The 25594-nt window shown below is 39.6% G+C and carries 23 protein-coding genes and 1 other RNA gene; 10 read left to right on the forward strand and 14 right to left on the reverse strand.

Annotation, left to right across the window (positions count from 1 at the left end; translation table 11 throughout):
- Positions 1–287: 287 nt before the first annotated feature.
- A complete protein-coding gene (locus M2419_RS20665; RefSeq protein ID WP_153846837.1) occupies positions 288–470 on the reverse strand; it encodes a hypothetical protein in 183 nt (60 codons plus the stop codon).
- A 264-nt stretch (positions 471–734) separates the two neighbouring features.
- On the opposite strand from M2419_RS20665, the gene M2419_RS20670 reads away from it, so the two are divergent.
- Both M2419_RS20670 and M2419_RS20675 read left to right on the forward strand, forming a co-directional pair.
- Entirely contained in the window at positions 735–1622 is an 888-nt protein-coding gene (locus tag M2419_RS20670) for a sugar phosphate isomerase/epimerase (RefSeq protein ID WP_259255558.1), read from the forward strand.
- A 117-nt stretch (positions 1623–1739) separates the two neighbouring features.
- On the forward strand, positions 1740–2558 hold the full coding sequence (locus M2419_RS20675) for a universal stress protein (protein ID WP_153846839.1): 819 nt from the start codon (positions 1740–1742) through the stop codon (positions 2556–2558).
- Between the two features lie 61 nt (positions 2559–2619).
- On the opposite strand, the gene M2419_RS20680 is transcribed toward M2419_RS20675, so the two are convergent.
- The 3 genes from M2419_RS20680 to M2419_RS20690 all read right to left on the reverse strand — a co-directional run bounded on the left by M2419_RS20680 (position 2620) and on the right by M2419_RS20690 (position 4707).
- The gene (locus M2419_RS20680) at positions 2620–3063 is read right to left on the reverse strand and encodes a hypothetical protein (protein WP_153846840.1); all 444 of its coding nucleotides are present in this window, start codon (positions 3061–3063) and stop codon (positions 2620–2622) included.
- An 84-nt stretch (positions 3064–3147) separates the two neighbouring features.
- On the reverse strand, positions 3148–3651 hold the full coding sequence (locus tag M2419_RS20685; RefSeq protein ID WP_075994058.1) for a GNAT family N-acetyltransferase: 504 nt from the start codon (positions 3649–3651) through the stop codon (positions 3148–3150).
- Positions 3652–3663: 12 nt separating this feature from the next.
- On the reverse strand, positions 3664–4707 hold the full coding sequence (locus M2419_RS20690) for an alpha/beta hydrolase fold domain-containing protein (protein WP_182330789.1): 1044 nt from the start codon (positions 4705–4707) through the stop codon (positions 3664–3666).
- A gap of 455 nt (positions 4708–5162) precedes the next feature.
- On the opposite strand from M2419_RS20690, the gene M2419_RS20695 reads away from it, so the two are divergent.
- Together M2419_RS20695 and M2419_RS20700 are read left to right on the forward strand one after the other, a co-directional pair.
- The gene (locus M2419_RS20695) at positions 5163–6356 is read left to right on the forward strand and encodes a DUF5009 domain-containing protein (protein ID WP_153846842.1); all 1194 of its coding nucleotides are present in this window, start codon (positions 5163–5165) and stop codon (positions 6354–6356) included.
- A gap of 86 nt (positions 6357–6442) precedes the next feature.
- Positions 6443–7474 (forward strand): glycoside hydrolase family 18 protein, encoded by a 1032-nt coding sequence (locus M2419_RS20700; protein ID WP_182330790.1) that lies wholly within the window; start codon positions 6443–6445, stop codon positions 7472–7474.
- Between the two features lie 34 nt (positions 7475–7508).
- Here the strand turns inward: M2419_RS20700 and ssrA are convergent.
- The 3 genes from ssrA to M2419_RS20715 all read right to left on the reverse strand — a co-directional run bounded on the left by ssrA (position 7509) and on the right by M2419_RS20715 (position 11567).
- Positions 7509–7876, reverse strand: a transfer-messenger RNA (tmRNA) gene (gene ssrA / locus M2419_RS20705).
- A gap of 285 nt (positions 7877–8161) precedes the next feature.
- Positions 8162–10192, reverse strand: coding sequence for a M3 family metallopeptidase (locus M2419_RS20710; RefSeq protein ID WP_259255559.1), 2031 nt, complete (start codon positions 10190–10192; stop codon positions 8162–8164).
- Positions 10193–10361: 169 nt separating this feature from the next.
- Positions 10362–11567 carry a pyridoxal phosphate-dependent aminotransferase gene (locus M2419_RS20715; RefSeq protein WP_227550235.1) on the reverse strand — a complete coding sequence of 402 codons (1206 nt, stop codon included), beginning with the start codon at positions 11565–11567 and terminating at the stop codon, positions 10362–10364.
- Positions 11568–11834: 267 nt separating this feature from the next.
- Here M2419_RS20715 and M2419_RS20720 point away from each other — a divergent pair, with 267 nt between their 5' ends.
- From M2419_RS20720 to M2419_RS20735, 4 genes are all read left to right on the forward strand, one after another.
- Complete coding sequence (locus tag M2419_RS20720; RefSeq protein ID WP_153846845.1) at positions 11835–12824, forward strand: cation diffusion facilitator family transporter; 990 nt, start codon at positions 11835–11837, stop codon at positions 12822–12824.
- Positions 12825–12968: 144 nt separating this feature from the next.
- Entirely contained in the window at positions 12969–14759 is a 1791-nt protein-coding gene (gene lepA, locus M2419_RS20725; RefSeq protein WP_153846846.1) for a translation elongation factor 4, read from the forward strand.
- A 64-nt stretch (positions 14760–14823) separates the two neighbouring features.
- Complete coding sequence (locus M2419_RS20730) at positions 14824–15711, forward strand: bifunctional 5,10-methylenetetrahydrofolate dehydrogenase/5,10-methenyltetrahydrofolate cyclohydrolase (protein ID WP_088162834.1); 888 nt, start codon at positions 14824–14826, stop codon at positions 15709–15711.
- 86 nt (positions 15712–15797) lie between these two features.
- Positions 15798–16340, forward strand: coding sequence for a hypothetical protein (locus M2419_RS20735; RefSeq protein WP_088162833.1), 543 nt, complete (start codon positions 15798–15800; stop codon positions 16338–16340).
- Positions 16341–16435: 95 nt separating this feature from the next.
- Here the strand turns inward: M2419_RS20735 and M2419_RS20740 are convergent, their stop codons facing one another.
- A complete protein-coding gene (locus M2419_RS20740; protein WP_153846847.1) occupies positions 16436–17305 on the reverse strand; it encodes a serine hydrolase in 870 nt (289 codons plus the stop codon).
- Positions 17306–17461: 156 nt separating this feature from the next.
- Here M2419_RS20740 and M2419_RS20745 point away from each other — a divergent pair, with 156 nt between their 5' ends.
- Complete coding sequence (locus tag M2419_RS20745) at positions 17462–18004, forward strand: DUF1543 domain-containing protein (protein WP_202883714.1); 543 nt, start codon at positions 17462–17464, stop codon at positions 18002–18004.
- A gap of 66 nt (positions 18005–18070) precedes the next feature.
- Here the strand turns inward: M2419_RS20745 and M2419_RS20750 are convergent, their stop codons facing one another.
- The 6 genes from M2419_RS20750 to M2419_RS20775 form a co-directional block, all read right to left on the reverse strand.
- Positions 18071–19555: an amino acid permease gene (locus M2419_RS20750; protein ID WP_075994050.1), complete on the reverse strand. Its 1485-nt coding sequence runs from the start codon at positions 19553–19555 to the stop codon at positions 18071–18073.
- Positions 19556–19687: 132 nt separating this feature from the next.
- Complete coding sequence (locus tag M2419_RS20755) at positions 19688–20335, reverse strand: NAD(P)-dependent oxidoreductase (RefSeq protein WP_153846848.1); 648 nt, start codon at positions 20333–20335, stop codon at positions 19688–19690.
- A 7-nt stretch (positions 20336–20342) separates the two neighbouring features.
- Positions 20343–20756, reverse strand: coding sequence for an Rrf2 family transcriptional regulator (locus M2419_RS20760; protein ID WP_153846849.1), 414 nt, complete (start codon positions 20754–20756; stop codon positions 20343–20345).
- A 115-nt stretch (positions 20757–20871) separates the two neighbouring features.
- Positions 20872–21558, reverse strand: coding sequence for a hypothetical protein (locus M2419_RS20765; protein ID WP_153846850.1), 687 nt, complete (start codon positions 21556–21558; stop codon positions 20872–20874).
- 121 nt (positions 21559–21679) lie between these two features.
- A complete protein-coding gene (locus M2419_RS20770) occupies positions 21680–23626 on the reverse strand; it encodes a M1 family metallopeptidase (RefSeq protein ID WP_227550236.1) in 1947 nt (648 codons plus the stop codon).
- A gap of 169 nt (positions 23627–23795) precedes the next feature.
- Positions 23796–24143, reverse strand: a complete 348-nt coding sequence (locus M2419_RS20775) for an ArsC family reductase (RefSeq protein WP_153846852.1) — start codon at positions 24141–24143, stop codon at positions 23796–23798.
- A gap of 325 nt (positions 24144–24468) precedes the next feature.
- Between M2419_RS20775 and fbaA the strand changes: the two genes are divergently transcribed.
- A complete protein-coding gene (fbaA, locus tag M2419_RS20780; protein WP_153846853.1) occupies positions 24469–25548 on the forward strand; it encodes a class II fructose-bisphosphate aldolase in 1080 nt (359 codons plus the stop codon).
- Positions 25549–25594: the final 46 nt, after the last annotated feature.

Below are 25594 nucleotides of genomic sequence, written 5' to 3' on the forward strand. Positions count from 1 at the left end.
TACGTCACCGTCCTGTGTAAAATAACCATTATAACAAGTTGTTATCCTTAGAATACAGGAAATGAAAAACGAAATAATTTAAGTGGATATTGTCAATTTACCTGGCTTCGGTTTCCAAGAATCCGTCAAGTTCCGCCGGAGCCGTGGTAAATTGTTCAGTACGTCAGCACAATGACCGAAATTTTGGTCATATTCTACCAGATTGTGTATGACGACACAAGTCGACTTGCCCAGCTTCGGTTTCCAAGAATCCGTCAAGTTCCGCCGGAGCTGTGGTGAGTTGCATGTTATCGTCCACTCATAAAATAATAAATCAAATAAAATACAATCAATACACATACTGCAATAATAAGCGTACGTTTGAGATTTCGACCAGCAGGTTCATCATCTTTTTCCTCAATGGCAACGTCAGGTAGTTTCTCTTCCTGTTTTTGATCGCTATATTCTGGGTTATCATATTTATTTTCCATCACTCAAATTGTTTGTTATTGTAAGTAGAACAGCAGCGGACTGTAAATCGTTGAGTTGATATATTTTTAATTCATATAAAAAAACATACTTTGGAGCGCTGGGTCTGGGGTGTGAATAAATAAAACGGTAAAGCATTGTGTTTTTTCGAGTATTTGCATACATTGCGGTTATATTTAACGCGACAAACCTAAACAACCTGTAAATGCTATGTTTACAAATGATTTTGCGTTGAACGAAGTCTATAATAAATAATTGAGCACTAAATGAAAAGAAGAACTCTTATCGGAACATTGGTAGCTGGATGTATGATGTTGGCTGTTAGTCCAACATTTGCACAACAGAAAGCTGCAAAAAAGGAAATTGGTCTACAGTTATATTCTGTACGCGAAGAAATCGGGAAAAACCCGAATTTCGACCAGATTCTACAAAAGATCTCAGCATTGGGTTATACAGGAGTGGAAGCCGCTGGATACAAGGATGGTAAATTATATAACTTGAGCCCACAAGAGTTTAAGGCAAAAGTAGAAAAAGCTGGAATGAAAGTGATTTCATCACATGCAACGAAGACTTTATCAGAGAAAGAGTTAGCCTCTGGAGATTTTACAGAATCGCTAAAATGGTGGGACGAATGTATTGCTACACATAAGGCAGCGGGAATGAAATACATTGTTACGCCTTGGATGGATGTGCCTAAAACACTTAAGGATTTGGAAACGCAATGTCGCTACCTCGATGCTGTGGGTGCGAAATGCCGTCAGCAAGGAATCGTATACGGATACCACAACCACTCGCATGAGTTTAGAAAAGTGGAGGATAAGGTGATGTACGATTATATGTTAGAGCATACAAATCCTGAAAATGTATTTTTCGAGATGGACGTGTATTGGGCTGTAATGGGACAAGTTAGTCCTGTTGATTATTTCAATAAATATGCCGGCAGATTCAAGGCTTTGCACATTAAGGATCATCTTGAAATTGGTCAAAGTGGTATGGTCGGTTTTGATGCAATTTTTAACAATTCAAAAGTTGCTGGCCTGCAATATATTTTTGTTGAGCTGGAAGAAACACGTAACGATATTTACACCGGTTTACAACAAAGTATCGATTATCTAAAAAAAGCTTCATTTGTAAAAGCTAGCTACTTAAAATAGCCGGAAATCGGGAGAAAATTGACCCAGTTGAGACAATTCTCCGTTTGATAGATTTATTATTTTTCGTTAACTTGAATGTAATAAAAAGGGATTTTTTATTGGATTAAATTAGACCATATGAAACGGATTATTGTTGCTACAGACTACGCTGAAGAGGCCGAACATGCCTTAAAGTTTATTATGGAAGTTTTTGCAGGAAAAGAATACGAGCTCGTTTTATTTTCTCTTCAAAATCCTTCCATCCATGCGATGAACGCTCGACTTTCTCCCGATTCTATGTTCAAGATTTTTGAACATCAAAGTAAAGTTTTACGACGTAAAGCCGAGGCTATTACTGCCGAAAGTGGAGTTTTGACTATTCCTTATCTCGCAGCAGGCTTGTTTTATGACCAAATTACCAAGTGCATCCATGAGACGAATGCCGATTTGTTGGTGATGGGAATGGCCAAACGTTCCTTTGATCAAGATATGCTTGGTAATACGACCACGGCAGCCATTAGTAAGTTAAAAATACCAATCCTTTCAGTTCCGCTGGGCGCAAAATTTACGGGTCTGGAGCATATTCTTTTTGCCTGTGACATTGTTCGTGGTGTGCAAAAGGAAATTCTTGAAAAAGTAAAGGATTTTGCAGCTGAGTTTGGTGCGGTACTGGAGGTACTCAACATTCGTAAAACAGTGGAGCAGCTAAATGAGGAAAAAGGAAAAGAAACAAGGGAAACCATCAACGATGTGATGGGAATCGTAAGTTATTACTACAAAAATGTAACGTCCAATGAGGTCGTAAAAGCTATCCGGGATGAGGTAAAAGAAAGCAGCACAGATCTGCTGGTTATGATCCCCTATAAGTACGGTTTTTGGAGCTCATTGACCCATCGAAGTAAGACTCGTATGATGGCCTCGGGGCTGGATGTTCCTTTGCTGACAATCTCGATCTAATTCTTTTTAACTATAAAAGCCCAGGTGAGCTGAGATCAACTGGGCTTTACCTTGATTGTATTTATTGAAATAGAGGGAGTATCTTATCCCAAATTTGCTGGTAGGCTTTATTGTCCCGGACGATTCCCTTATCTTCATCATAATAATTAGGTGCGTCAAAACTCCCTCCTTTACGCCTTTCTATTGAAAATATATTTAGAACTATTTTTGATCTTTTAGCTTGTAAAGGGCTGATCAGGAAGTTGAAAATTAATTTTTCTCCCTCTTTATTGCTTAGGAGATTCTTGTTTTCAAGATACGTACTGGTTTGAATAAATCCCGAAGTCCGATCGAGCTGTACAATAAAATAACCACCATCCTGAAGCACTTGTATTATCTTGTTGTATGCCGAATCATTTGCGATCGGGATAGTTTTAGTACGGTCTGGATTTTGTGCCAACAGGGGGCTGGAAAAAACAAATACATAAGCAATCAACATCAAGGAGAATTGGATTAAATGTTTCATATTACCGAATTATAGATCTTATCAAGTTAATACTTTAATTTAACAATTTTATTTTTGGTGACAGCTACTTAGGTCGTCACGTTGTTATTTAATTCGTATACCTAATATTTTTAGACTACGTTCTTCCTGATCTAAGGTTGCTATATTGGGTAAGTTAGCCCATTCCTTGAAACCCATTTTTTCAAATAATGCAATGCTTGGAAGATTGTGTGCAAAGATAAATCCCAACAAAGTATGTACGCCTAAATCTGGAGCTTTATCAATGCAGTACTGGAGAATCTGTTTACCCAGGCCTCGACCACGCTGCTGTTCATCCAAATAGATACTGATTTCTACCGTTGCATCATAAGCTGGACGACCATAGAAAGATTGAAAACTTACCCAACCAAGTATCTGGTTATTTTCATCTTCTATCAGCCACAGGGGTCTTTTCGAAGCGTTATGTTCGTCAAACCATTTTTGTCTACTGGCAACAGATACTGGGGCAGTGTCTGCAGTAACCATGCGAGAGGCGATTGTAGAATTGTATATTTCTACTATGCGTGGTAAATCATGTTGTGCTGCGTCGCGAAATTTTAATTGATTCATGGTTTGTACTGTTTAATTGTTGTTTACTGTTTGGTTTGATTCTAATGCCCAAGCTAAAAAGCCATTCATTACCTCGTTCCAATGGGGCTTGTTGTAATCGGGCCGGCCATCGTTCTGAACTTCAAAATAATTGTGTTCCTGATTATAATAGCGTTTTATAGTTAAGTTACTTTTCTGATTTTTTATAAAATAAAGAGGTACTAAATCATTTAATTCAGATACAATGTCTTCTGTACCGAAGACGATATAGATTGGTTTATTAAAGGCCAATAGTTCGTCAATAGCAGGTTGCGAAAATGACTTCCAGGAACGCAAATTGGGATTGTTTTTTAATTTTTCTGGATTGTTGGCATCTTTATAAAATGCATAGGTTTGTTCAATTTTTTGAGCGGCCTGTTGCCAGGAAATTTTTCCTTTTTGAACATCGCGTTTTGCTTGTCGTATATCTTGGTCTATTCGTCCGAATATATTTGTTCCTGATAGGCCTAATTTACTTACTTTTTTATAGCGGTAAGCTAATTTGGAGGCTACGTGTCCACCCTGAGAGTGACCGAATACAACTAATTGTGAATTATCGACCCAAGGTTGTCCGCTAAGATAATCTAATACTGAAACGGCTCGGTCTACATAATTATCTAGATAGTCTGCTTTTTGGTACGCTATACTCGGGGTATTTTTATCTTTTGAGTCACCATAATACCAATAAGAGTCATTAAGCTGAGATTCGTCGACGATAACTGGAGTTTCTGGCATTGAAATAACGACGAGATGATACGACTTAATAATATCCTGGTAGTTAAAGTTCGTTAATCCTCCTCCAAAAAGACTTAATCCCTCTTTTTTGTAATTAAAGTATAGCGGCAAGGGTAACGATCCCTGACAAAATAAAAACAGAGGTTTCTTAATTTGTGGATCAGGATCAATGACTAAAAAATCAATTTTACCGTTCGGGTTTTCAAGTTCAAAAAGGGAGGATTCATTATTGACGACGCTGATATTCTGTCCGAAGATAGCTTGTGTTGCGAATAGCAAGCAGATAAAAAGAATGAATTTCATGAAGATCGGCTATGTATTAAATCTGTTTTTGTCAAACTTAGATAAATTGCTTTTTATATGCAATACAATTACACTTCATAAAGGTAACAATTCATAGATGTGTGACATTTCTTGCTGCGCTTCTGACTCGTTCATAAGGGGCACAGGGGTAAATTGCACGATTTCTGTGTTTTATGAGTAAAATTTACACCAATTTTAACAAATATTTCACTATATAGTGTTATTTTTTTCTCATCTTAGATCATTCAACGAAGAGACATCAGCGTTATTGATGATAGATCTTAGCGAAATAGCTTGTCTTTTCGTTTAGTTATACAGGAACTTTTCTAAGCAGGAATTTTTCACCGAGTTCCGGTCGCCATAAAATCACTAAAAAATTATCTAAGAAGGATCTAGGGATGAGATTGGCTAGCAGCTATGCTGTTAGCTACTTTTTTGAATACAACGAATCAATTATGAACGCATTGCAAGCTGTACCTAAAATCCGAATCCGTTCAATGGATGTTATGCGTGGTTTCACGCTGTTCTTGATGTTATTTGTCAATGACTTGTTTATTCCGGGTGTACCTAAATGGCTGGTTCACTCGGAAGCAGATGAGGACGGAATGGGTTTGGCGGATTGGGTATTTCCGGGATTTCTTTTTATGGTTGGAATGGCAGTGCCTTATGCTGTTGCGGCCAGGGAAAAGATAGGTTCATCGACAACGGTCATTTTTGTTCATATTCTGATCAGAACATTAAGTTTATTGCTTATTGGTGTATTGATATTGAATGGTCCGCGAGTTGATCCACAGCTGACGGGGATGTCACATTTGTTGTGGTTGGGACTGCTGTATGTATTCGTTTTTCTGATTTGGAATCATTATCCGAAGGACATGCAATATCAGTCCATTTATAAGGGGCTGCGTGCAGTTGGTATTATGGGGATTATTTATCTCCTGTATATTTTCAAAGCGTCGGATGGAAAAGGCTTGGAAGTAGGGTGGTGGGGGATTTTAGGGCTGATTGGATGGGGATATTTTGCCGCGGCTTCTATTTTCTTATTGAGCAGGGGAAAGATAATTGTGGTTGTATGTGGTTGGTTGGTGTTTTTGGTACTCAATATGCTGAGCCAAATGGGATTTAAAGTTGAATTCCCTGGTGCCGGAAGATATTTACATGTTCTTCTAGCTGGCAATATACCCTGTATTGTGCTGTCCGGAACAACCATAGGGATGCTTATGAAACGTTATGCGGCAACTCCGCGGGTATTGTTGCGTTTTTTGCTGGTTATTGGTTTGATTTGGCTAGTTGCAGGTTTTGTATTGCGTTTTTGGTTTATTTTATCCAAAATCCATGGTACGCCGAGTTGGGCATTGATTTGTTGCGGAATTAGCGTATTGCTTTTGATACCACTTTATTATTTCATAGATCTAAAAGGCTACCAGCAGGGTATGCGGGTGTTTGAGGAGGCCGGAAAGAACTCATTAACGACCTATCTTGCTCCTGATCTGATTTACTTTGTCTGTTGGGGTTTTCATCTTCCACTGTTCTTTTATAAGCAATCTGATTATATGAGCTTAGCTATTGCCGGTTCATTGTTTTGGGCTTTAGCCATGTTGTGGTATGCAATCTTGCTAAAGAAGCTACATATTTATCTGAAACTTTAGTTGGCGAGTAAGCATCAAATGTGAATGCTTTACGGATTATATTTTAGGACGATCAATATCATCTAGAAACAAAATAAAAAGCTATTATGGAATGTAAATTGAAATCAATATTTGGTCAGACCTTCACTGTTCTGTTATTGACTTTATTGTTGTATCCTAGTGTAAGTTGTGCACGAGCGAAAAACAAAAAAGTTGTTATCGCCTATGTCACTTCCTGGTCTAAAGTGATGCCTGATCCGACTTATCTGACGCATATCAATTATGCTTTTGCACATGTCAGCGACAGCTTTGACGGCCTACGTATAGATAATGAATCCAGATTGAAGGCTATTACGGATCTTAAGAAAACACATCCACATCTCAAGGTATTGCTGTCCGTTGGCGGCTGGGGAAGCGGTCGGTTTAGCGAAATGGCTGCTAATGAATCTAATCGGCAAAAGTTTGCCAAAGACTGCTGGCGTGTGATGAAGGAGTTTAATCTTGATGGTATTGATATCGACTGGGAATATCCAACGAATTCTTCTGCAGGGATCTCGTCTTCTTTAGCGGATACGGAGAATTTCACCTTGCTCATGCACGATATCCGCAAGGCTATTGGTAAGAAGAAACTGTTGACTTTGGCTTCTGTTGCGAACGGTAAGTATATTGCTTTTGACAAGATTAAGAATGATGTGGATTTTGTCAATATCATGACTTATGATTCGGGTCATCCGCCTTATCATCACGCGAGTTTGCACCGTTCACCTTTATCTGGACATACAACTTGTGTGGAGGCCGTTAAGGCTCATATCGAGGGCGGTATGCCTGTTGAAAAATTGGTGCTGGGAATTCCATTCTATGGTCGGGGCAATAAAACTGAAGTCAAGGGTTTTATCGATTATAAAGATCTGCTTTCACTTCAGGGCTTTGAGCAGAAATGGGACGATGAGGCTAAAGCGCATTATCTTGTCAACGATAAAGGGGATTTTGTACTGACTTATGAAACGCCAGAATCGATTGCACTTAAATGCGATTATGTACACACGACAGGATTACTCGGTGCGATGTACTGGGAATACGCGGGAGATACAGAAGGAGGTGCCTTACGGGATGCCGTCTACAAAGGTATTCTAGAATAAATAAAAAAGCCTAACGTGAGTTAGGCTTTTTTGTTTGTGGAGCTGGAGAGATTCGAACTCTCGTCCAGTCATGGTACTGTATACGCTTTCTACATGTTTAGCTTCTCTTTAATTGTCGAGCGAGGGAAGGTGAGTCGCTTACCTATACCGTACGCCGTAGTTGCTGTTTCTCACAAGTGCTTAGCAACATCACACTTGCCAGTTCTATTGTTCGATGCCCCGAATGTTAAACCAAAGAACAGGATCTAACGGGACAAATAGCTATGTTAAGTCTAACTTAAGCAGCTAAGGCGTAGTTTTCTTCGCCAGTTATAATTCTGAAAGTTCAGATTAAAGTGCTCTACTAACAACGCACTACATGCTTACATAACCGTCTCCATCCTGTCAATTCCGGTCAACCCCAATTATGTCTTACAAAGGTACTATTTTTTTGCTTAATCAGCAAGATGTGTCGTGTTCTGACCTAATGTCTCGCTATTTGGTTGGAAACAAATGAGATAGTTTCTGTATTTGCCTGATGAAAGCTTGAGAATAGCAAAAGTTCATGATAGCGTCCAAACCAGAGGTACATTCAGATAACTGTTTGCACCTAATTGTTTGCACAGAAATTTATCGGTGAACAACAAAGTTATGGTTGAAAAACAGCTGGATATAAAATCCAGCTGTTTTATTATTTGATCAATCCAATTATTTGATCAATCCAGCCCTTTTCAACAAAGGTTCTACCGAAGGTTCTTGTCCGCGGAAACGTTTGTAAAGGACCATTGGATGTTCGGTTCCACCTTTTGAAAGAATATTATCCTTGAATTTGGTTGCGATTTCCTTATTGAAAATGCCGTTTTGTTTAAAGTAGTCAAATGCATCGGCATCCAGTACTTCGGCCCATTTATAGCTGTAATAGCCCGAAGAATAACCGCCATTGAAAATATGGGAGAAGGCCGTGCTCATGGCATTTTCCTTGACATCGGGATAGAGTTTTGTCGAGGCAAACTGTTCATCTTCGAATGCTTTCAGATCCGAGATCGCTGTTGGATCCTGTCCATGCCAGCCCATATCCAATAGACCAAAGCTCAATTGGCGCATTGTTGCCATACCCTCAAGAAATGAAGCGCTTTCGCGGATCTTTTCGACAAGTTCAATCGGGATCACTTCGCCAGTTTCATAGTGTTTGGCAAATAGCTCAAGAGCTTCTTTTTCGTAGCACCAGTTTTCCATCACCTGACTCGGTAACTCGACAAAATCCCAATATACAGAGGTTCCAGATAGTGTAGGATAAGTGCTATCAGCTAGCATACCATGTAGGGCATGTCCAAATTCGTGAAATAATGTGGTCACTTCCTGAAAGGTCAACAGCGAAGGTTTTGAAGCTGTAGGACGCGTAAAATTGCAAACAATGGAGACATGTGGGCGTTCTTGTTTACCCTGTTGAATGTACTGTGGTTTGAAAGAGGTCATCCAGGCCCCATTTCTCTTTCCTTTACGCGGGAAGAAATCGGCATAGAAGATAGCAACGAATTCACCGTTGTCTTTACTGACCTCAAATGTTTGTACTTCTTCGTGGTAGGTATCTATTGTATCGACTTCCTTGAAGTTGATGCCAAACAAGCGATGGGCTACTTCAAATGCACCTTTTAAGACATTTTCGAGTTTGAAATAAGGTTTGAGCTTTTCATCGTCCAGATTAAAGCGTTCTTGTTTCAGCTTTTCGGCATAATAGGCACCATCCCATTTTTCCAATTGGTCTATGCCATGCATGTTTTTTGCAAATTGAGATAATTCTGCAAATTCTTTCACTGCTGCTGGTTTCGCTTTTCCAAGTAAGTCGTTTAGGAATTCGGTGACTTTACTTGGGTTTTGCGCCATACGTTCGGCAAGGACAAAGTCTGCATGGGTGGCGTAGCCTAATAATTTGGCCCGTTCGAAGCGCAGTTTTACAATTTTAAGGACATTGTCCACGTTGTTGTGCTCGTTGTCCTGAAAAGCTTTGCGGCCTGCGGCGAGGGTAATTTCTTTGCGAAGTTCCCGATTGTCGGCATAAGTGACAAAAGGAAGATAGCTCGGGAAATCCAGGGTAAAAAGCCAGCCTTCTTTTTCGTTGGCTTTAGCCAAAGCATGTGCAGCCTCTACAGCACCCTCTGGAAGTCCGGCAAGATCTTTTTCGTCTGTTACCAACAGCTGATAGGCATTGGTTTCGGCGAGGACATTCTCTCCGAATTTCAATTTTAAAAGCGATAGCTCGGCACCTATTTCGCGAAGCTTTTCTTTTTGTTCATCATTCAAAAGTGCACCGTTGCGCACAAAATCCTTATAGGATTTTTCCAATAAGGTGGTTTGCTCTGCCGTTAATGTCAGTTGATCCTTCTGATCGTATACAGCCTTAACCCTTTTGAAAAGATCGAAATTTAAGGTGATATCATTGCCTAAAGCAGATAGTTTTGGGGCGACATCCTGTGCGATCTTTTCGAGATCAGCATTGGTTTCAGCGGAATGGAGATTGAAAAAGATATTGGACAAACGATCTAGTGTCTGTCCAGAGTAGGACATAGCAGCGATGGTATTGTCAAAAGTTGCCGTTTCGGGATTGTTGACGATAGCATCGACTTCATCTTTTGTCTTCTGAATAGCTTCATCAAATGCAGGAATATAATCTTCGTTTTTTATCTGTGAAAACGGAGCCGTGTCATGCTGCGTTTTAAATTTCTCTGTTAAAATACTCATAGGAGTAAATGTAATAAATATTTATTTCAAGCGATAACATCTGCTTAAATTATGGGGCTGAGATGATATTTGACCGAATAGGCGTTTAGGCTGTGTCGAAAATTTAGGGGAAAATTGGAACTGAAAAAAAAAGAGCTCAGAGGAGCTCTTTTTTTATTTGGATAGGAGATTAGGCTAGTTTTCCTAATGCTTCTTTGATTCTTTTTAAAGCTTCGATCAAACTTTCGTCTGAAGCTGCATAAGACAAGCGGATGTAATTGTCGTTACCGAATGAATCTCCACCTACTGTAGCTACGTGACCAACATTCAATAAGTACAATGCCAAATCAGATGAGTTTTTAATGACATTACCATCTTGGTCTTTTTTACCAAAGAACGAAGAGATTTCTGGGAAGAAATAGAATGCACCCTCTGGAAGATTTGTTCTTACGCCAGGGATTTCAGTCAATAGATCGTATACCAATTGGCGACGACGAGCGAAAGCTTCTTTCATTTTGTTGACAGATTCTAATCCTTGTTCATAAGCGACGATACCCGCACGTTGAGAAATTGAACATGTACCTGAGGTTGTCTGTCCTTGTAATTTATCATTTGCGGCAGCAATGGTTTTGTTGGCAGCGATATAACCTAAACGCCATCCCGTCATTGCAAATGCTTTTGAAAAGCCATTGATGATAATTACTCTATCTTTGATGCTTTCAAATTGTGCGATGGATTCGTGTTTGTCTACAAAGTTGATATGTTCGTAGATTTCATCGGATAGGATAAATACCTGTGGATGTTTTTCGAAAACTTTAGCTAATGCAGCCAATTCATCTTTGCTGTAAACTGTTCCTGTGGGGTTGTTTGGCGAAGAGAACATAAACAATTTGGTTTTTGGTGTAATTGCCGCTTCCAATTGTGCTGGTGTAATCTTAAAGTTATTGTCGATCTCTGTATTGATAAATATCGATTTTCCTTCTGCTAAAATGACCATTTCGGAGTATGATACCCAATATGGTGTTGGGATAATTACCTCATCACCTGGGTTGATCAAAGTCAAAATTACATTAGACAGGGATTGTTTTGCACCTGTAGAAACAACAATTTGAGAGATGTCATAATCTAAATTGTTTTCTGTCTTCAACTTGTTTACAATTGCCTGGCGCAATTCAGGGTATCCCGGTACCGGCGAATAACGCGTCCAGTTTTCATCTAGGGCTTTCTTCGCTGCATCTTTTACATGCTCAGGCGTGTTGAAATCAGGTTCACCTACGCTAAGGCTAATTACATTAACGCCTTTTGCTGCTAATTCGCGGCCCAACTTGGTCATTTTAAGTGTAGCCGATTCGGACAAATTATTTATCCTGTCTGATAAGTATGATGATGTGCTCATGGTAAGACAAAGATATTACATACGTTGCAAATAATCTTCTTTATTTTTGAGAATTTACAAAGAAAAGTAGCTCTTTTATTGGGCTTTTTTAATAAAAGGACTGTTGAAGCGATTTAGCACAGTTATTTAATTGATCCCTGACGTTGGATGTTCAAAACTAATCGTTCTGATTTGTCGTTATATCTTTACCTTTGCGCTCACAAAAATGTTGGCTGGCCCTCATTTCATCATTTGCTCATAGAAGGTTTCATATAGAAGATAAGCATCATGTCAAGACAAAGAAGATTGGTTTTATTATCACTTTTTACGGGAATAGGTTTGATGATTGTGAAATTTTTTGCCTACTTTTTAACGGACTCCAGTGCAATCTTTACAGATGCGGCAGAGAGTATCGTTAATGTGATTGCTTCGGGTTTTGCATTTTATAGTATTTATCTTTCGGCGCAGCCTAAGGATGAGAATCATCCCTACGGGCATGGTAAAGTGGAATTCTTTTCGGTGTTTTTGGAAGGTGGACTTATTTTTATCGCCGGCGCCATTATCTTAGCCAAGGCTTGTTACAATCTTTTCTTTCCTGCAGCGTTAACACACCTTGAACAAGGGATTTATCTGATCGGTATTACATCTGTGATAAATTTTGCAGTAGGATTCTATATCATGAAGCGTGGACGTGCATTGGGCTCCATTACCTTGGTGGCGGACGGAAAACATCTGCAGGTAGATGCCTATAGTACGGTCGGATTGATACTGGGTTTACTATTGATGAGACTGACAGGTTTCCAATGGATCGATGTGGTCATTTCAATTGTACTGGGGCTTTTTATCCTCTTCAATGGTTATAAGCTACTTCGCCAATCGATCGGTGGATTGATGGATGAATCGGATACAGCGCTCGTACAGGATGTAGTCGAAATCTTGGAGCGCAATCGGAAAGATGAATGGATTGATGTTCATAATCTTCGTGTACAGCGCTATGGGAACGAACTCCATGTAGATTGCCATCTCACACTACCTCGTTACCTTGACCTTATCCAGGTGCATGATGAAATTTCTGCTGTGGATAAGATTGTCAATAAGGAAATGTCGGTACGGACCGAATTTTTCGTTCATGCGGATCCTTGTCTTCCACAGTGCTGCCAATATTGTCAGGTCGATAATTGCCCAATTCGTTCGGAGCAATTTCGGGGACGAATTTCTTGGGACACAGACAATGTTACACGAAATCAGAAGCATTTTTTATATGCTATTGCTGAATAGCGAATGCAGTTTCTTCCGTTCTTAATAGGAATAGTGTCTGGTCTGATTTCTTCGCGTATAGTAAACTAAAAAAAAGCTAGTTTATATAAATATATATAAAAAAAGGTATCTTTGCCTTTTAGCAAAAGAGTTTAAAAATCCTATATGAAGCACATTCGTAATTTCTGTATTATTGCGCATATTGACCATGGCAAAAGTACTTTGGCAGACCGCCTTTTAGAGTATACCAATACCATCAGTCAGCGTGAGGCACAGGCACAATTACTTGATAATATGGATTTGGAACGTGAACGTGGTATTACGATCAAGAGTCACGCCATCCAAATGAATTATAAAAGAGATGGTCAGGAATATATCTTGAACCTGATTGATACCCCGGGGCACGTAGATTTTTCTTATGAGGTGTCGCGTTCAATTGCTGCCTGCGAGGGCGCTTTACTGATCGTTGATGCATCTCAAGGTATACAGGCGCAAACGATTTCAAATTTATATCTAGCATTGGAACATGATTTGGAAATTATCCCGATCCTCAACAAAATGGATCTTCCTGGTGCTATGCCGGAAGAAGTAAAAGATCAGATTGTGGATTTGATCGGTGGTGACCGTGATGCGATTATTCCTGCATCTGGTAAAACAGGTCTTGGTGTTCCGGATATTTTGGAAGCTATTGTGGACCGTATTCCGCATCCAGTGGGTAATTCTGACGGACCTTTGCAAGCCTTGATTTTTGACTCTGTTTTCAACTCATTCCGTGGTATCATGGCTTATTTTAAAGTTGAAAATGGTGAAATCCGTAAAGGTGATCGCGTGAAATTTGTTGCTACTGGGAAAGAATATTTTGCCGATGAAATTGGTACGTTGAAGTTGAATCAAGTACCCAAAGAAGTTATTAAGACCGGTGATGTAGGTTATATTATCTCTGGTATCAAGGAGGCACGTGAAGTGAAAGTAGGGGATACCATTACGCATAAGGATCGTCCTTGTTCTGAGGCTATCCAAGGGTTTGAAGAGGTGAAACCGATGGTCTTTGCGGGTATTTATCCTGTAGATACGGAGGATTACGAGGAGTTGCGTGAATCGATGCACCGTTTGCAGCTGAACGATGCTTCTTTGGTGTTTGAACCAGAGTCGTCGGCAGCCTTGGGCTTCGGTTTCCGTTGTGGTTTCTTGGGTATGCTTCACATGGAGATTATTCAAGAGCGCCTAGAGCGCGAGTTTGATATGACGGTTATCACGACAGTTCCCAACGTATCCTATAAGGCCTATATGACCAAAGATAAAGAGGAAGTGATCGTACATAATCCTTCTGATCTACCGGATCCAAGTAAATTGGATTCAATCGAAGAGCCATATATCAAAGCTAATATTATTACGAAATCGGATTTCGTTGGACCAATTATGTCGCTTTGTATCCAGAAACGCGGTACGATCATGAACCAGCATTATTTGACTTCGGATCGTGTTGAATTGGTTTTTGAAATGCCAATGGGAGAAATTGTATTTGACTTTTATGATAAGTTGAAAACAATCTCTAAAGGTTATGCTTCATTTGATTACCACCAGATTGGTTATCGCAAGTCAGATTTGGTAAAATTGGATATTCGATTGAACGATGAGCCAGTAGATGCCTTATCATCGTTGATACATCGGAGCAACGCGTATGATTTTGGTAAAAAGATCTGTGAAAAACTAAAAGAACTGTTACCACGTCAACAATTTGAAATTCGTATCCAAGCGTCAATCGGTGCAAAGATCATTGCCCGGGAGACGATCTCAGCTTTGCGTAAAGATGTTACGGCAAAATGTTATGGTGGTGATATCTCACGGAAGCGTAAGCTTTTGGAAAAACAAAAGAAAGGTAAGAAACGCATGCGTCAGGTTGGGAACGTAGAGATTCCGCAATCTGCATTTATGGCGGTATTGAAATTAGATTAATCAAAATAACACAATAATAAAGGAGCTCTTGGGCTCCTTTTAAATACAATAAAATCTCCTAAACATGAATCTATTAGATGGTAAACTAGTTTCCGAAAAAATTAAAGAGCAAATTGCGTTAGATGCGGCTGAATTTACTACACAGACTGGCCGTAAGCCACATCTGGTTGCTATCCTTGTGGGGAATGATGGTGGTAGCGAAACCTATGTAGCCAGCAAAATGCGCAACTGTCAACTGGTCGGCTTTGAATCAACAAATATTCGTTATGATGAAAACATAACAGAAGATGAATTGATCGCTAAGGTCAAAGAAATCAATCAGGATGAGTCTATCGACGGTTTGATTGTTCAGTTGCCTTTACCAAAACATATTGATCCCGATAAAGTTACCGAAGCAATTGATTACCGCAAAGATGTGGATGGTTTCCATCCGATCAACCTCGGACGTATGCAACGTAATCTTCCTTGTTTTATTCCAGCTACGCCATATGGTATTATGTTGATGTTGGATTATTATAAGATCGATACAGCAGGCAAGCACGCCGTAGTGGTTGGAAGAAGCAATATCGTAGGATCGCCAATGAGTATCTTACTGGCTCGTAATTCCAATCCAGGTAATTGTACTGTGACATTAACACATAGTCGCACAAAAGACCTTAAAACAGAGGTTTTGCGGGGTGATATCGTTGTTGCAGCAATCGGGAAGAAAAATTTTGTTACAGCGGACATGGTTAAAGATGGGGCGGTAGTAATTGATGTCGGTATTAATAGAGAAACTTCTACAGCAACGAAATCTGGTTTTAAGCTATATGGGGATGTTGATTTTGAAAATGTTGCTCCTAAAGCATCCTGGATTACACCTGTACCGGGGGGAGTTGGTTTAATGACGATCGTCGGTTTGTTGAAAAATACACTGGAAGCTGCGAAAGGAACGATCTATCCGAAGCAATAATTTTGTCTATTTGGCATAGAAGTTGTAAATTGATGTATGCGTGCTCTGATGGGCCGTTGAAAACTACACTCATAAATCAATTTATAATGAAGAAAATTGCACTTTTAGCAGTCGTAGCAGGAGCATTGGTAATGTCTTCTTGCAACAATTCGGAGAAAAAAGACACTACAGCGACAGATTCGGCAAAAACAGTCGGTGAGCATGTAGATGCCGCAATCGCAGATTTAAAAAATGCGGAGGAAAATGCTCGTTTAAAAGCAGAACAAGCGAAAAAGGATTTGGATGAAGCTATCGCAAAAGGTGATAAAGCCGCTGAAGAAAAAGCTCGCGTTGCCTCTGAAGAAGCCAATACTGCCTGGGAAAAAACAAAAGATGCATTGCGTAATGCCGGGGAGGATGTAAAAGAGGGATTGAAAGATGCAAAAGATGCGACTGTGGATGCGACAAACACGGCTGTTGATAAAACAAAAGATGCCGCAAAAAATGTCGCTGAAGGTACGAAGAAAGTTGCAAATGATGTTGCTACTGGAACCAAAGAGGCTGCTAAAGATGTAAAAGATGCTTCCAAAAAAGTAGGTGACGATATTAGTCGGAAAGCTAAAAATGTAGGTGAAGCGTTGAAAAATTAGTTGACGTATTTCATTTGAACTATAGGGAAGGGGAGCACTTTTTTGAGTGCCCCCCTTTTTTATATAACATATTTATAACATTGACTTAAATAGGCTTATTGGTAATAATCCCATAACAATTTGGAAAGCTTACGGGTAAGTACCTCCGCTTCATTTGTTTTTCCCCAGCTTTTATCTGTATTGTTCTTGGTGAAAATACTGAAAACGTAATCTCCTTTCGGTGCATTGACCAAAATGACCTCATTGCGTACGTCATCTAAAGAACCTGTTTTTGAAGCTGTTTTGACAGTGGATGGGATTTGTGATAGCCCTCTCTCATCGTAGAACATGTTGCCCATAAAACGATACATCTGATCGGAAGATTTTGGGGATACAACTTTGCCTTGTCGGATTAGTGTGACTAAGTCGGCCATTTCTTTTGGTGTAGTCTGGCCCCAACCATATCTTTCCCAATCTGGCTTCCGCCCCTCTGTCTGTGAGTTGACACGTGTGTGGGCCAGTTGAAGATCGCTCATTAATTTATTGATCGCGACACCTCCTCCTGCAAGCTTTTGATTCCAAATGCTGGTTACATTATCACTATAAGATAGCATAAGTGCAACCAAGGTTTTCAAGTCAACTTGTGTACTGTCCTTAAAAAACTGCATCAGCCCTGAGCCGCCATATTGTTGACTAGCACGGTAGAGCAGTTGCTGATCAAGTTGTAGTTCACCTTTTTCAATTTTATTAAAGATGCCGACTAAAATGGGGATTTTGACAATGCTTGCTGTAGGGAAAATGCTGTCGCCCTGGATGTTGACTTCTTTGTTTTTTTTGAGATGGTGTACATAAATGCCAACATCGCCTTGAAAACCCTGAATAAGCTGTTTTATCTGTGATTCGAGTTTTTTATCGGTAGCGGCTTTTTGCCCAAAGGACAGTAATGATAAGAATAGTAACGTAAATGATAGAAATATTTTGTGCATTGTGAAGATATAATATATGTTAAATGTGGTGGATAATAGTTATTTTTATTTTTTACAGGGCTTAAGTTATGAAATATCCATGATTCGTACGCACAGACATCGATGAAAAATAAACTGGATATTCTAGCAAGGACATTGAAAGACTGATTTTTGACTATGAAATTATTTATGATTTTGATCGGTTGTAAGCCGAAAAATAGACGGACAGAACAGCATGACATTTTCTTTGGTATTGGTAATGAGCTCAAGGACTTTGTCGATCCCATTAAAGATTTTTGGCCCGAGGCTGATGGTAAAATTCACATTGATGCGTACCGTGTTGTCCATAAGATTGGGGAATATGAAATTAAGGTTACTGAAAGGGGGAATGAACAGGCTATTGATTCGGAATTGAAGTTGTTTTTTGTCAATTTAGGTGGCTACAAACCGAATGAATTTGACGAGTTCCATTACAAAGAACTTATTGTAGCATCCAGTTTGGCGAAGGCGACTGAAAAGGCAAAACGCACTGTTTTTTGGAAGCACCACAGTTCGGCACATATCGATGATAAGTATGGCTTGGATGTTGATGATATTTATGAGATAGAAGATTTGCTATTACCTCACGATAAAGAGCTGTATAGTATTCAAATTATGCCAAAGATCGGTCTAGAAGAAGATACCATTGCGAATGGATATTTTAAACTGAGTGCGCTGTAATAAGAATGTGCTATTGGATTTCTTAAACATAAAAAAGGCTTCTTTATTAAGAAGCCTTTTTTATGTTTAACCAACCTTTTGTTGGTTCTGATGTTGTTTTCTAATGACACTATGTTTTTTGCCGTATACAAAGTAAATCAATAAGCCTATAGCAAGCCAGACGGCTAAACGCTCCCAGCTTTCAATTGGCAATGAAGCCATCATTAAAATACAGACCAAGATACCCATAATTGGAACGAAAGGAACCAATGGTGTTTTAAATGGGCGTTCCAAATTAGGATCTGTTTTACGTAGTACTAGAATACCTACACATACGAGGGTGAAGGCAAATAGGGTACCAATACTTACCATATGGCCAAGGTCAGAAACTGGAACGAAACCTGCGAATATACTTACGAATACCATGAAAATAGCATTTGTTTTCCAAGGAGTCTGTCTTTTGGATAAGTCTGAAAATATCTTTGGAAGCAAACCATCTTTACTCATCGAATAAAATACGCGGCTCTGACCAAGTAACATCACGAGAATAACTGAAGTGTATCCTGCAATAATCGTAATAATCAACGCTGTATTTAAGAAATGATATCCAGTTTTTGCAAAAGCTGTCGCAACTGGTTTAGCATCACCTTTGAACATCGTATAGTTTTCGATACCTGTCATTACGTAAGAGAATAAAACATACAAAAGTGTACAGATTATTAACGAGCCGATGATACCGATTGGCATACCTTTTTTTGGATCTTTCGCTTCCTGGGCAGCTGTACTCACTGCGTCAAAGCCGATGAATGCAAAAAAGACAACCCCAGCAGCGCGCAATACACCACTGATACCAAAGTGACCGAAGTCATCACTCTTTAAAAATGACCAGAAGCTTTGTTGTCCACTTTTCACAAGCTCTTCACCTGCATTTACAGGGATAAATGGATCGTGGTTTGCAGGATTGATAAAGCTCCATCCCAAGGCGATAAAAATCAATACTACCCCAACTTTTAGGATAACCAATATATTGTTTACGCGGGATGATTCCTGTGTGCCACGCATCAGTAACAGCGATAGTAAACAAACAATAATGATGGCCGGCAGATTGACTACACCACCTTCCCAAGGGCCTTTGAGCAGGGTGTCGGGGAGCTGGATATGAAATATCATCAGGAGCTGGTTGAAATATTGGGACCAACTGACCGCTACTGTAGCTCCTGCTAGTGCATATTCTAGGACGAGATCCCAGCCGATTATCCAGGCGACAAATTCACCCATTGTGGCGTAGGAATATGTGTAAGCACTTCCCGCAACAGGGATCATAGAGGCAAATTCGGCATAACAAAGACCTGCGAATCCACAGCCTACTGCTGCGATAATGAAAGATAGGATAACAGCTGGACCTGCATTTTCAGCAGCGGCAATCCCTGTTAGGGAGAAAAGTCCTGCCCCAATGATGGCCCCGACACCGAGGGCGATAAGGCCCGAGCTGGACAGTGTCCTCTTTAGCGTGTGTTCTCCATTTTCATTTGCTTCAGCAATGAGTTGAGGAATCGATTTTTTAAATAGCATAGGATTAATTCTTTACGATTATTTAGCTTTTCAATTGTTTAATTAATGTCAAATATAAATGATCTCAATGAAAAAAGGGAAGATTGCTCCTCCCTTTTGTAATAAAATCTGAATCAAATGCTTGTTTGGGTACTAATACGCTGCTGTAAAGCGTTTATTGAGGAATTGTTTGTTCTCAATTTCGTCTGCTATTGCTACAGCAAGATCCTCTACTGATAATCTAGAACGACCATCCTGATCAAATACCGGAGCATCAAGGCCTGTGCGGTATTTTCCGGTACGGGTTCCACCAGCATGGGAATTCATTTCTATAGCAGGACTAAACATGGTCCAGGTAAGTTGATCTTCTTTCTGGATGGTATTCAGATAATCTGCTGCAGCTAATGCCCCAGGTTTAATTTCTTTGGGAAAATCCGGTGAATCGACCAGTCTATTTCCATCAATCAATAAACTTCCTGCACCACCAATAACAATGAAACGATTGATACCGGCATCTTTAACAGCCTGTTGGATGGCCAATGCACCTTTTGTAAAATCCTCATAAAGATTAGGATTGGTCCATCCGGCATTGAAAGCCGAAACAACAACATCAACACCCTTTAGGGCAGAAACCAATTGATTATTATCATTGATATCTACTTGGAGTTTGGTTACTTTTTCACTCGATGGAATATTTTCGATGTGGCGGGCGATGGCGACTACGTCATAGTTACGGTCTACCAATTCTTTTACGAGATGAGATCCTACGTATCCTGTGGATCCAATTACTGCTACTTTCATGCTTCCTTTAATTAAATGTTTTGCTAAAATCAGCCAGGGTTATCTTTTCCAAACGCTGTACAATATCAGTGTCGACTTCCTGATACAGATCCTGGAGTTTGGAGTTGATATTTTTGCCCACAATACAGGCCGGATTGGGACTGTTAAATTTCCCGCCGAAATCGGTTTGCTTGGTGCTGATATAAATATCAGCCAAGGTAATCGTTGGATTCTCGGGATTTATGCGAATACCGCCGCCCTTACCTTCTTTACTTGTCAGTAAAGATGCTGTTTTGAGAGATGCAATTTCTTTGCGAACCACACTTGCATTGACTTGGATGCTTGACGCAATATATTCAGAAGAAAGCCATTGATTTGACTCTTCTAACTGTGCCAGAACCATAATGTGTAATGCTGTTGCGAACCTCAAGTTGTGTAACATCCTCTGCTGATTTTTCTAAATTATAACACAAAGTAACAGAAAAGGTTTTAAACTGAAATAAAAATTATTACAGTTTAAAACCTTCTGACAATCACGTGATAAAAGTGTTTGTTTTTTATTTTTTCTCGTTAAATTTTTTATAGCTATCCATGATATAGACCTTCAGAGTTTCTTGGCTGCTGTTTTGAATAAATTTATAGGAAGGTCTAAATCTTTCCTTAAACAGGGCTAGATCCGAACCATTGAGCGGAGTCAATTCTTTGATCAGATTTTCAGTGAATTTTCGATCAACTGCTCTTTTCTCGCGTTCTGCGATCAGAAGTTTGTAATTTGAACGGGCTTGTTTTCCCTCTTTGCTAAATATGCGGCTTGGAGAAATCCGTACTCCGCCACGGTTTTGACTCGCGTCAGAATACTTTCCTAAAGTCTTCTCGCGTTGGATTTCAGCAGCAAGTCTGCTGTCTGTCATCCGTTCTACGACAACTTCACTGAGTTCGATAACATTATTCATTCTGTTCAAATAGACTCTGCGTAAGCTGGTATCATAAATGAAGACAGTATCTTGTTCATATCCCACAGCCTTGATTAACAAGAGGTCGTTAATATTGGCGTCAATTGCAAAGGAGCCATCTCTATTGGTCTGTACTTCAGCCTTGGTTCTTAAATTTTGAATTTGTGCAGCCTCAATTTTCTCACCGCTGACAAGTTCCATAATAATCCCCTTGGTTTTTTCCTGTGCAACCAGATGTCCACTCATTAGCGTAATAAGTAAGCAGCTTAGAATCGTTTGTAAGATTTTCATGTGAATAAATATAGTTATGTATTTTCAATCTATGAATGAACAGGGTATTTGCCGTTTTGTTTACGCCGTACCTTCATGATTGTTCTCTAGCCAAAAATAACGAATAGATTTTGAAAATATGCTAATTTGCTTTCCACGAATTATTGTCTGGGTTCTTGTCCGGCATGACCATGTCCGGATCTAACTGTACAGATTGCAGTGGCTCTGTGGTCGGTATTTTAAATTGCCATACGTCGTTTCTTTCCCAGATTTCCACTGGTAGTTTTTTTCGAATCTTCTTGCCCGATACGGTTGTAGCTTCAACAATAACTGGCATCGGTAATTTTTCAAGGTTTTCTACGGTGACAAGTGCGCCAAATTTTGGCTCGTTGTTGACATAGGATACCGATTTTATACCTTGGTCCATTTGCCAGTTGTTGACAAACCACCCGCGCCAGAACCAGTTTAGGTTTTCTCCAGCACCATTTTCAATAGCTTTGAAGAAATCCTCCGGAGTAGGGTGTTTGTAAGCCCATTCTTGGATATACTTTTTAAAGGCGTAATCGAAGCGCTCAGGACCGATGATTTCGTTTCGCAATAATTTCAGTCCATAAGCGGGCTTATAGTAGACCAAAGCACCAATATTACGTTCTTTCATGTTTTGCGGGGTACTCATGATCGGTTCAAGATTACGGGCAGTAAAGATGTAGGATCTGCTCGCCTGATTACGATAATATTCGCCATTGTTGAATTCCTTTGTTGCGAGTTCGTTAATAAATGTATTGAACCCTTCATCCATCCAGCCATGTTCACGTTCGTTGGATGCGACAATCATTGGAAACCAATTGTGACCAAACTCGTGGTTGGTAACACCCCAAAGTGAGCCTGCTTTGGCCTGATTGCCACAGAACGACAAGGCTGGATATTCCATTCCACCGACATTGGAGGCCACATTCACTGCTACAGGGTAAGGATATTCAAACCAGCTTTTTGAATAGATTTCAATTGCAGCTTTCGTATATTCTGTCGAGCGTTCCCAGGCATTGTTACTGTTACTTTCAATTGGATAGGCTGACAAAGCGAGGGATTTTTTTCCACTAGGTAGATTGATCTTCGCGCCATCTAATATAAATGCCGTAGAGGACGCCCAGGCAATGTCTTGCGCATTATTAAGTTGATATTTCCAGGTTAAGGTTTTCTTGTCGGGCCTGGAGTTTTTTGCGTTAACTTCTTCGGCGGAGCGGATGATCACGGTTTCGTCGCTGCGTTGTGCCTGTTGATATCGCTTGAGTTGTTCAGCTGTAAATACTTCTTGGGGGTTTAACAATTCGCCACCCAATACAACCATGTGGTTTGCCGGGGTAGTGATCTCAACCTGGTAATTTCCGAATTCACGATAGAACTCTCCCGGTCCTGTATAGGGAAGCGTATTCCAACCTCTAATGTCGTCATAGACACACAGTCTTGGGAACCATTGTGCAATGGCATAGATTTTTCCGTTTTTTGTGTCAAGTATACCTGTTCGGTCCGCACCATATTTAGGAACGGTATATTGGTATTTAATCTTAAAAGTTATTTTGCCGCCCTTGCTTTTTAATGCCGCAGGAAGTCGAAGCTGCATGCGGGTATCGTCAATAATATGTTCGATGGTATTCCCGTTTACATCCGTAACAGATTGTATCTGATATCCACCATCAAAAGTTGAGTTACCATCACCGTAACGGCTGTTTGTCAAGGGGGAGATCAATTGACCACGGCCATGTTGTGAAAACATATTTTGATCTAATTGTAACCACAGATAGTTCATATTGTCAGGACTATTGTTGCTATAGGTAATCTCGACAGATCCTGTAATTTGATCATTTTGATCGTTCAGGGAAGCCTGAATTTTATAGTCGGCTGCATTTTGCCAGTAAGCAGGGCCCGGTTTTCCGGCTGCGGAACGATATTCATTGCCATTATTTTTAAAAAACAAGGGTGCAAAGGCCTCTGTATAGCTGTAATTGGATGTTTTCTCCTGTGCAAAGGCCGGATAAGCATAGCTCAACGCAACAAGGCTTAAAGAAGCCAGTGCAATTCTTTTCATCATACGTCTACTTAAATTATGTTTATTTGCTCCAATATACAATGAAAAGTACATTGAGCCAAAAAAAACGCAAACGACGTTTCATAATATAAGGGATAAAAAGGGGCCTTAAAGGTTTATTTTGGATAATTGGAGGCTTTTTAGAACCTCCATTCCGGGAAGCTTTGTGGAACTATTTTAAATTTGTTACGTACTCTGCTTCATTAAAACCGAGTAATATACCTTTGTTGTATTCAATAACAGGACGTTTAATCATGCTTGTATTTTCCTGAAGTACTTTATTGGCACTATCACTGTCAATGACTTGCTCTTGAGTTTCTGGAGATAACTTTTTCCATGTGGTTCCCTTTTTATTCACTAGAGCCTGCCAGTCTACCTGTGTTTCCCATTCTTTTAATTTATCTACACTGACGCCTTCTTTTTTGAAGTCATGAAATTGAAAGGGAACATTATTGTCTTCCAACCATGTAAGTGCTTTTTTTACTGTGTTACAATTTTTGATACCGTATACCTGTAGCATAATAGTGACAATTTGGTGAATCCAAATTTAATCAATCCCGATACAATTTTTAAAATAATTCATATTTCTGAATATTTCTATGGTGTCTTTTCTGTGATTTAAGGATAATTGTGGATATTTTGTTGTCAATGCCATTGAAAAAGGAGTAACTGGAAAGTTCCTATTCAATTGAACAGTCGGGGTTTTATGATTTGTTAAGATTCTATATCCGATGTGAATTGATAGTGTATTTAGTACACTGTAAAAATTAGGAAGTAATAATAATTTTTAATAATTTAGTAGCTTCAAGTTTAATGAAAGATTAAAATAAATCAATAACAGAAATATGAGCCTAAAAGATTTTAAAGGTGTATTGACAGGAGATCAAGTACAAGAGTTGTTTGAGGTTGCGAAGAAACATAAGTTTGCTTTGCCTGCGGTAAACATTATCGGAACAAACTCTATCAATGCGGTTATGGAAACTGCGAAAGCAGTAAATTCTCCTGTAATTATTCAATTGTCAAATGGTGGAGCGCAATTCTACGCTGGTAAAACCTTAAACAACGATAATTTACAAGCTTGCGTATTGGGAGCGGTATCTGCAGCACAACATGTTCATTTATTAGCTGAGCATTATGGTGTAGCAGTTATTCTGCATACAGATCACGCAGCTAAGAAACTTTTACCTTGGATCGACGGTTTGTTGGACGCTGGCGAGAAATTCTTTGCGCAACACGGAAAACCATTGTTCTCTTCTCACATGTTGGATTTATCGGAAGAGCCAATTGAAGAAAATATTGAAATTTCAGCTAAATACTTAGCGCGTATGAAACCACTTGGTATGACTGTGGAGATCGAGCTGGGTGTTACAGGTGGTGAAGAAGACGGTGTTGACAACTCGGATGTAGATAGTTCAAAACTGTATACCCAACCGGAAGAAGTTGCCTATGCTTTTGAAGAATTATCTAAAGTATCTGACAAATTTACAGTGGCAGCTGCATTTGGTAATGTTCATGGTGTTTACAAACCAGGTAATGTGAAATTGCAACCAGTTATATTACATAATTCACAAGAATATATTCGTGAGAAATATAATCTTACTGCTGAAAAGCCAGTAAACTTCGTATTCCACGGTGGTTCTGGTTCTTCTCCTGAAGAAATTGCAGAAGCGATTTCATATGGCGCGATCAAAATGAACATTGATACGGATATGCAATGGGCGTTCTGGGATGGTGTAAGAGCTTATGAAGCGAAAAACCATGATTATTTGCAAGGTCAAATCGGTAACCCAGAAGGAACTGATTCTCCAAATAAAAAATATTATGATCCACGCGTTTGGTTACGTAAAGGTGAAGAAACATTTGTTGCTCGTCTGAAAGAAGCGTTCGCTGATTTGAATGCAGTAGACGTTAATAGCAAACTATAAGCATAGGCTGAAAAAATAGATCATAAAGGCGCCCTATCTAAGGGCG

The organism is Sphingobacterium sp. BIGb0116, assembly GCF_024808035.1.
GTDB lineage: Bacteria > Bacteroidota > Bacteroidia > Sphingobacteriales > Sphingobacteriaceae > Sphingobacterium > Sphingobacterium paramultivorum.

Coding starts and splice junctions, on each gene's coding strand:
- M2419_RS20675 (WP_153846839.1), top strand. CDS start 1,740: ATGAAACGGATTATTGTTGCTACAGACTACGCTGAAGAGGCCGAACAT.
- M2419_RS20765 (WP_153846850.1), bottom strand. CDS start 21,558: ATGAAAATCTTACAAACGATTCTAAGCTGCTTACTTATTACGCTAATG.
- M2419_RS20685 (WP_075994058.1), bottom strand. CDS start 3,651: ATGAATCAATTAAAATTTCGCGACGCAGCACAACATGATTTACCACGC.
- M2419_RS20710 (WP_259255559.1), bottom strand. CDS start 10,192: ATGAGTATTTTAACAGAGAAATTTAAAACGCAGCATGACACGGCTCCG.
- M2419_RS20750 (WP_075994050.1), bottom strand. CDS start 19,555: ATGCTATTTAAAAAATCGATTCCTCAACTCATTGCTGAAGCAAATGAA.
- M2419_RS20665 (WP_153846837.1), bottom strand. CDS start 470: ATGGAAAATAAATATGATAACCCAGAATATAGCGATCAAAAACAGGAA.
- fbaA (WP_153846853.1), top strand. CDS start 24,469: ATGAGCCTAAAAGATTTTAAAGGTGTATTGACAGGAGATCAAGTACAA.
- M2419_RS20730 (WP_088162834.1), top strand. CDS start 14,824: ATGAATCTATTAGATGGTAAACTAGTTTCCGAAAAAATTAAAGAGCAA.
- M2419_RS20695 (WP_153846842.1), top strand. CDS start 5,163: ATGAACGCATTGCAAGCTGTACCTAAAATCCGAATCCGTTCAATGGAT.
- M2419_RS20700 (WP_182330790.1), top strand. CDS start 6,443: ATGGAATGTAAATTGAAATCAATATTTGGTCAGACCTTCACTGTTCTG.
- M2419_RS20735 (WP_088162833.1), top strand. CDS start 15,798: ATGAAGAAAATTGCACTTTTAGCAGTCGTAGCAGGAGCATTGGTAATG.
- M2419_RS20720 (WP_153846845.1), top strand. CDS start 11,835: ATGTCAAGACAAAGAAGATTGGTTTTATTATCACTTTTTACGGGAATA.
- M2419_RS20770 (WP_227550236.1), bottom strand. CDS start 23,626: ATGATGAAAAGAATTGCACTGGCTTCTTTAAGCCTTGTTGCGTTGAGC.
- M2419_RS20775 (WP_153846852.1), bottom strand. CDS start 24,143: ATGCTACAGGTATACGGTATCAAAAATTGTAACACAGTAAAAAAAGCA.
- M2419_RS20740 (WP_153846847.1), bottom strand. CDS start 17,305: ATGCACAAAATATTTCTATCATTTACGTTACTATTCTTATCATTACTG.
- M2419_RS20715 (WP_227550235.1), bottom strand. CDS start 11,567: ATGAGCACATCATCATACTTATCAGACAGGATAAATAATTTGTCCGAA.
- M2419_RS20690 (WP_182330789.1), bottom strand. CDS start 4,707: ATGAAATTCATTCTTTTTATCTGCTTGCTATTCGCAACACAAGCTATC.
- lepA (WP_153846846.1), top strand. CDS start 12,969: ATGAAGCACATTCGTAATTTCTGTATTATTGCGCATATTGACCATGGC.
- M2419_RS20680 (WP_153846840.1), bottom strand. CDS start 3,063: ATGAAACATTTAATCCAATTCTCCTTGATGTTGATTGCTTATGTATTT.
- M2419_RS20745 (WP_202883714.1), top strand. CDS start 17,462: ATGAAATTATTTATGATTTTGATCGGTTGTAAGCCGAAAAATAGACGG.
- M2419_RS20670 (WP_259255558.1), top strand. CDS start 735: ATGAAAAGAAGAACTCTTATCGGAACATTGGTAGCTGGATGTATGATG.
- M2419_RS20760 (WP_153846849.1), bottom strand. CDS start 20,756: ATGTTACACAACTTGAGGTTCGCAACAGCATTACACATTATGGTTCTG.
- M2419_RS20755 (WP_153846848.1), bottom strand. CDS start 20,335: ATGAAAGTAGCAGTAATTGGATCCACAGGATACGTAGGATCTCATCTC.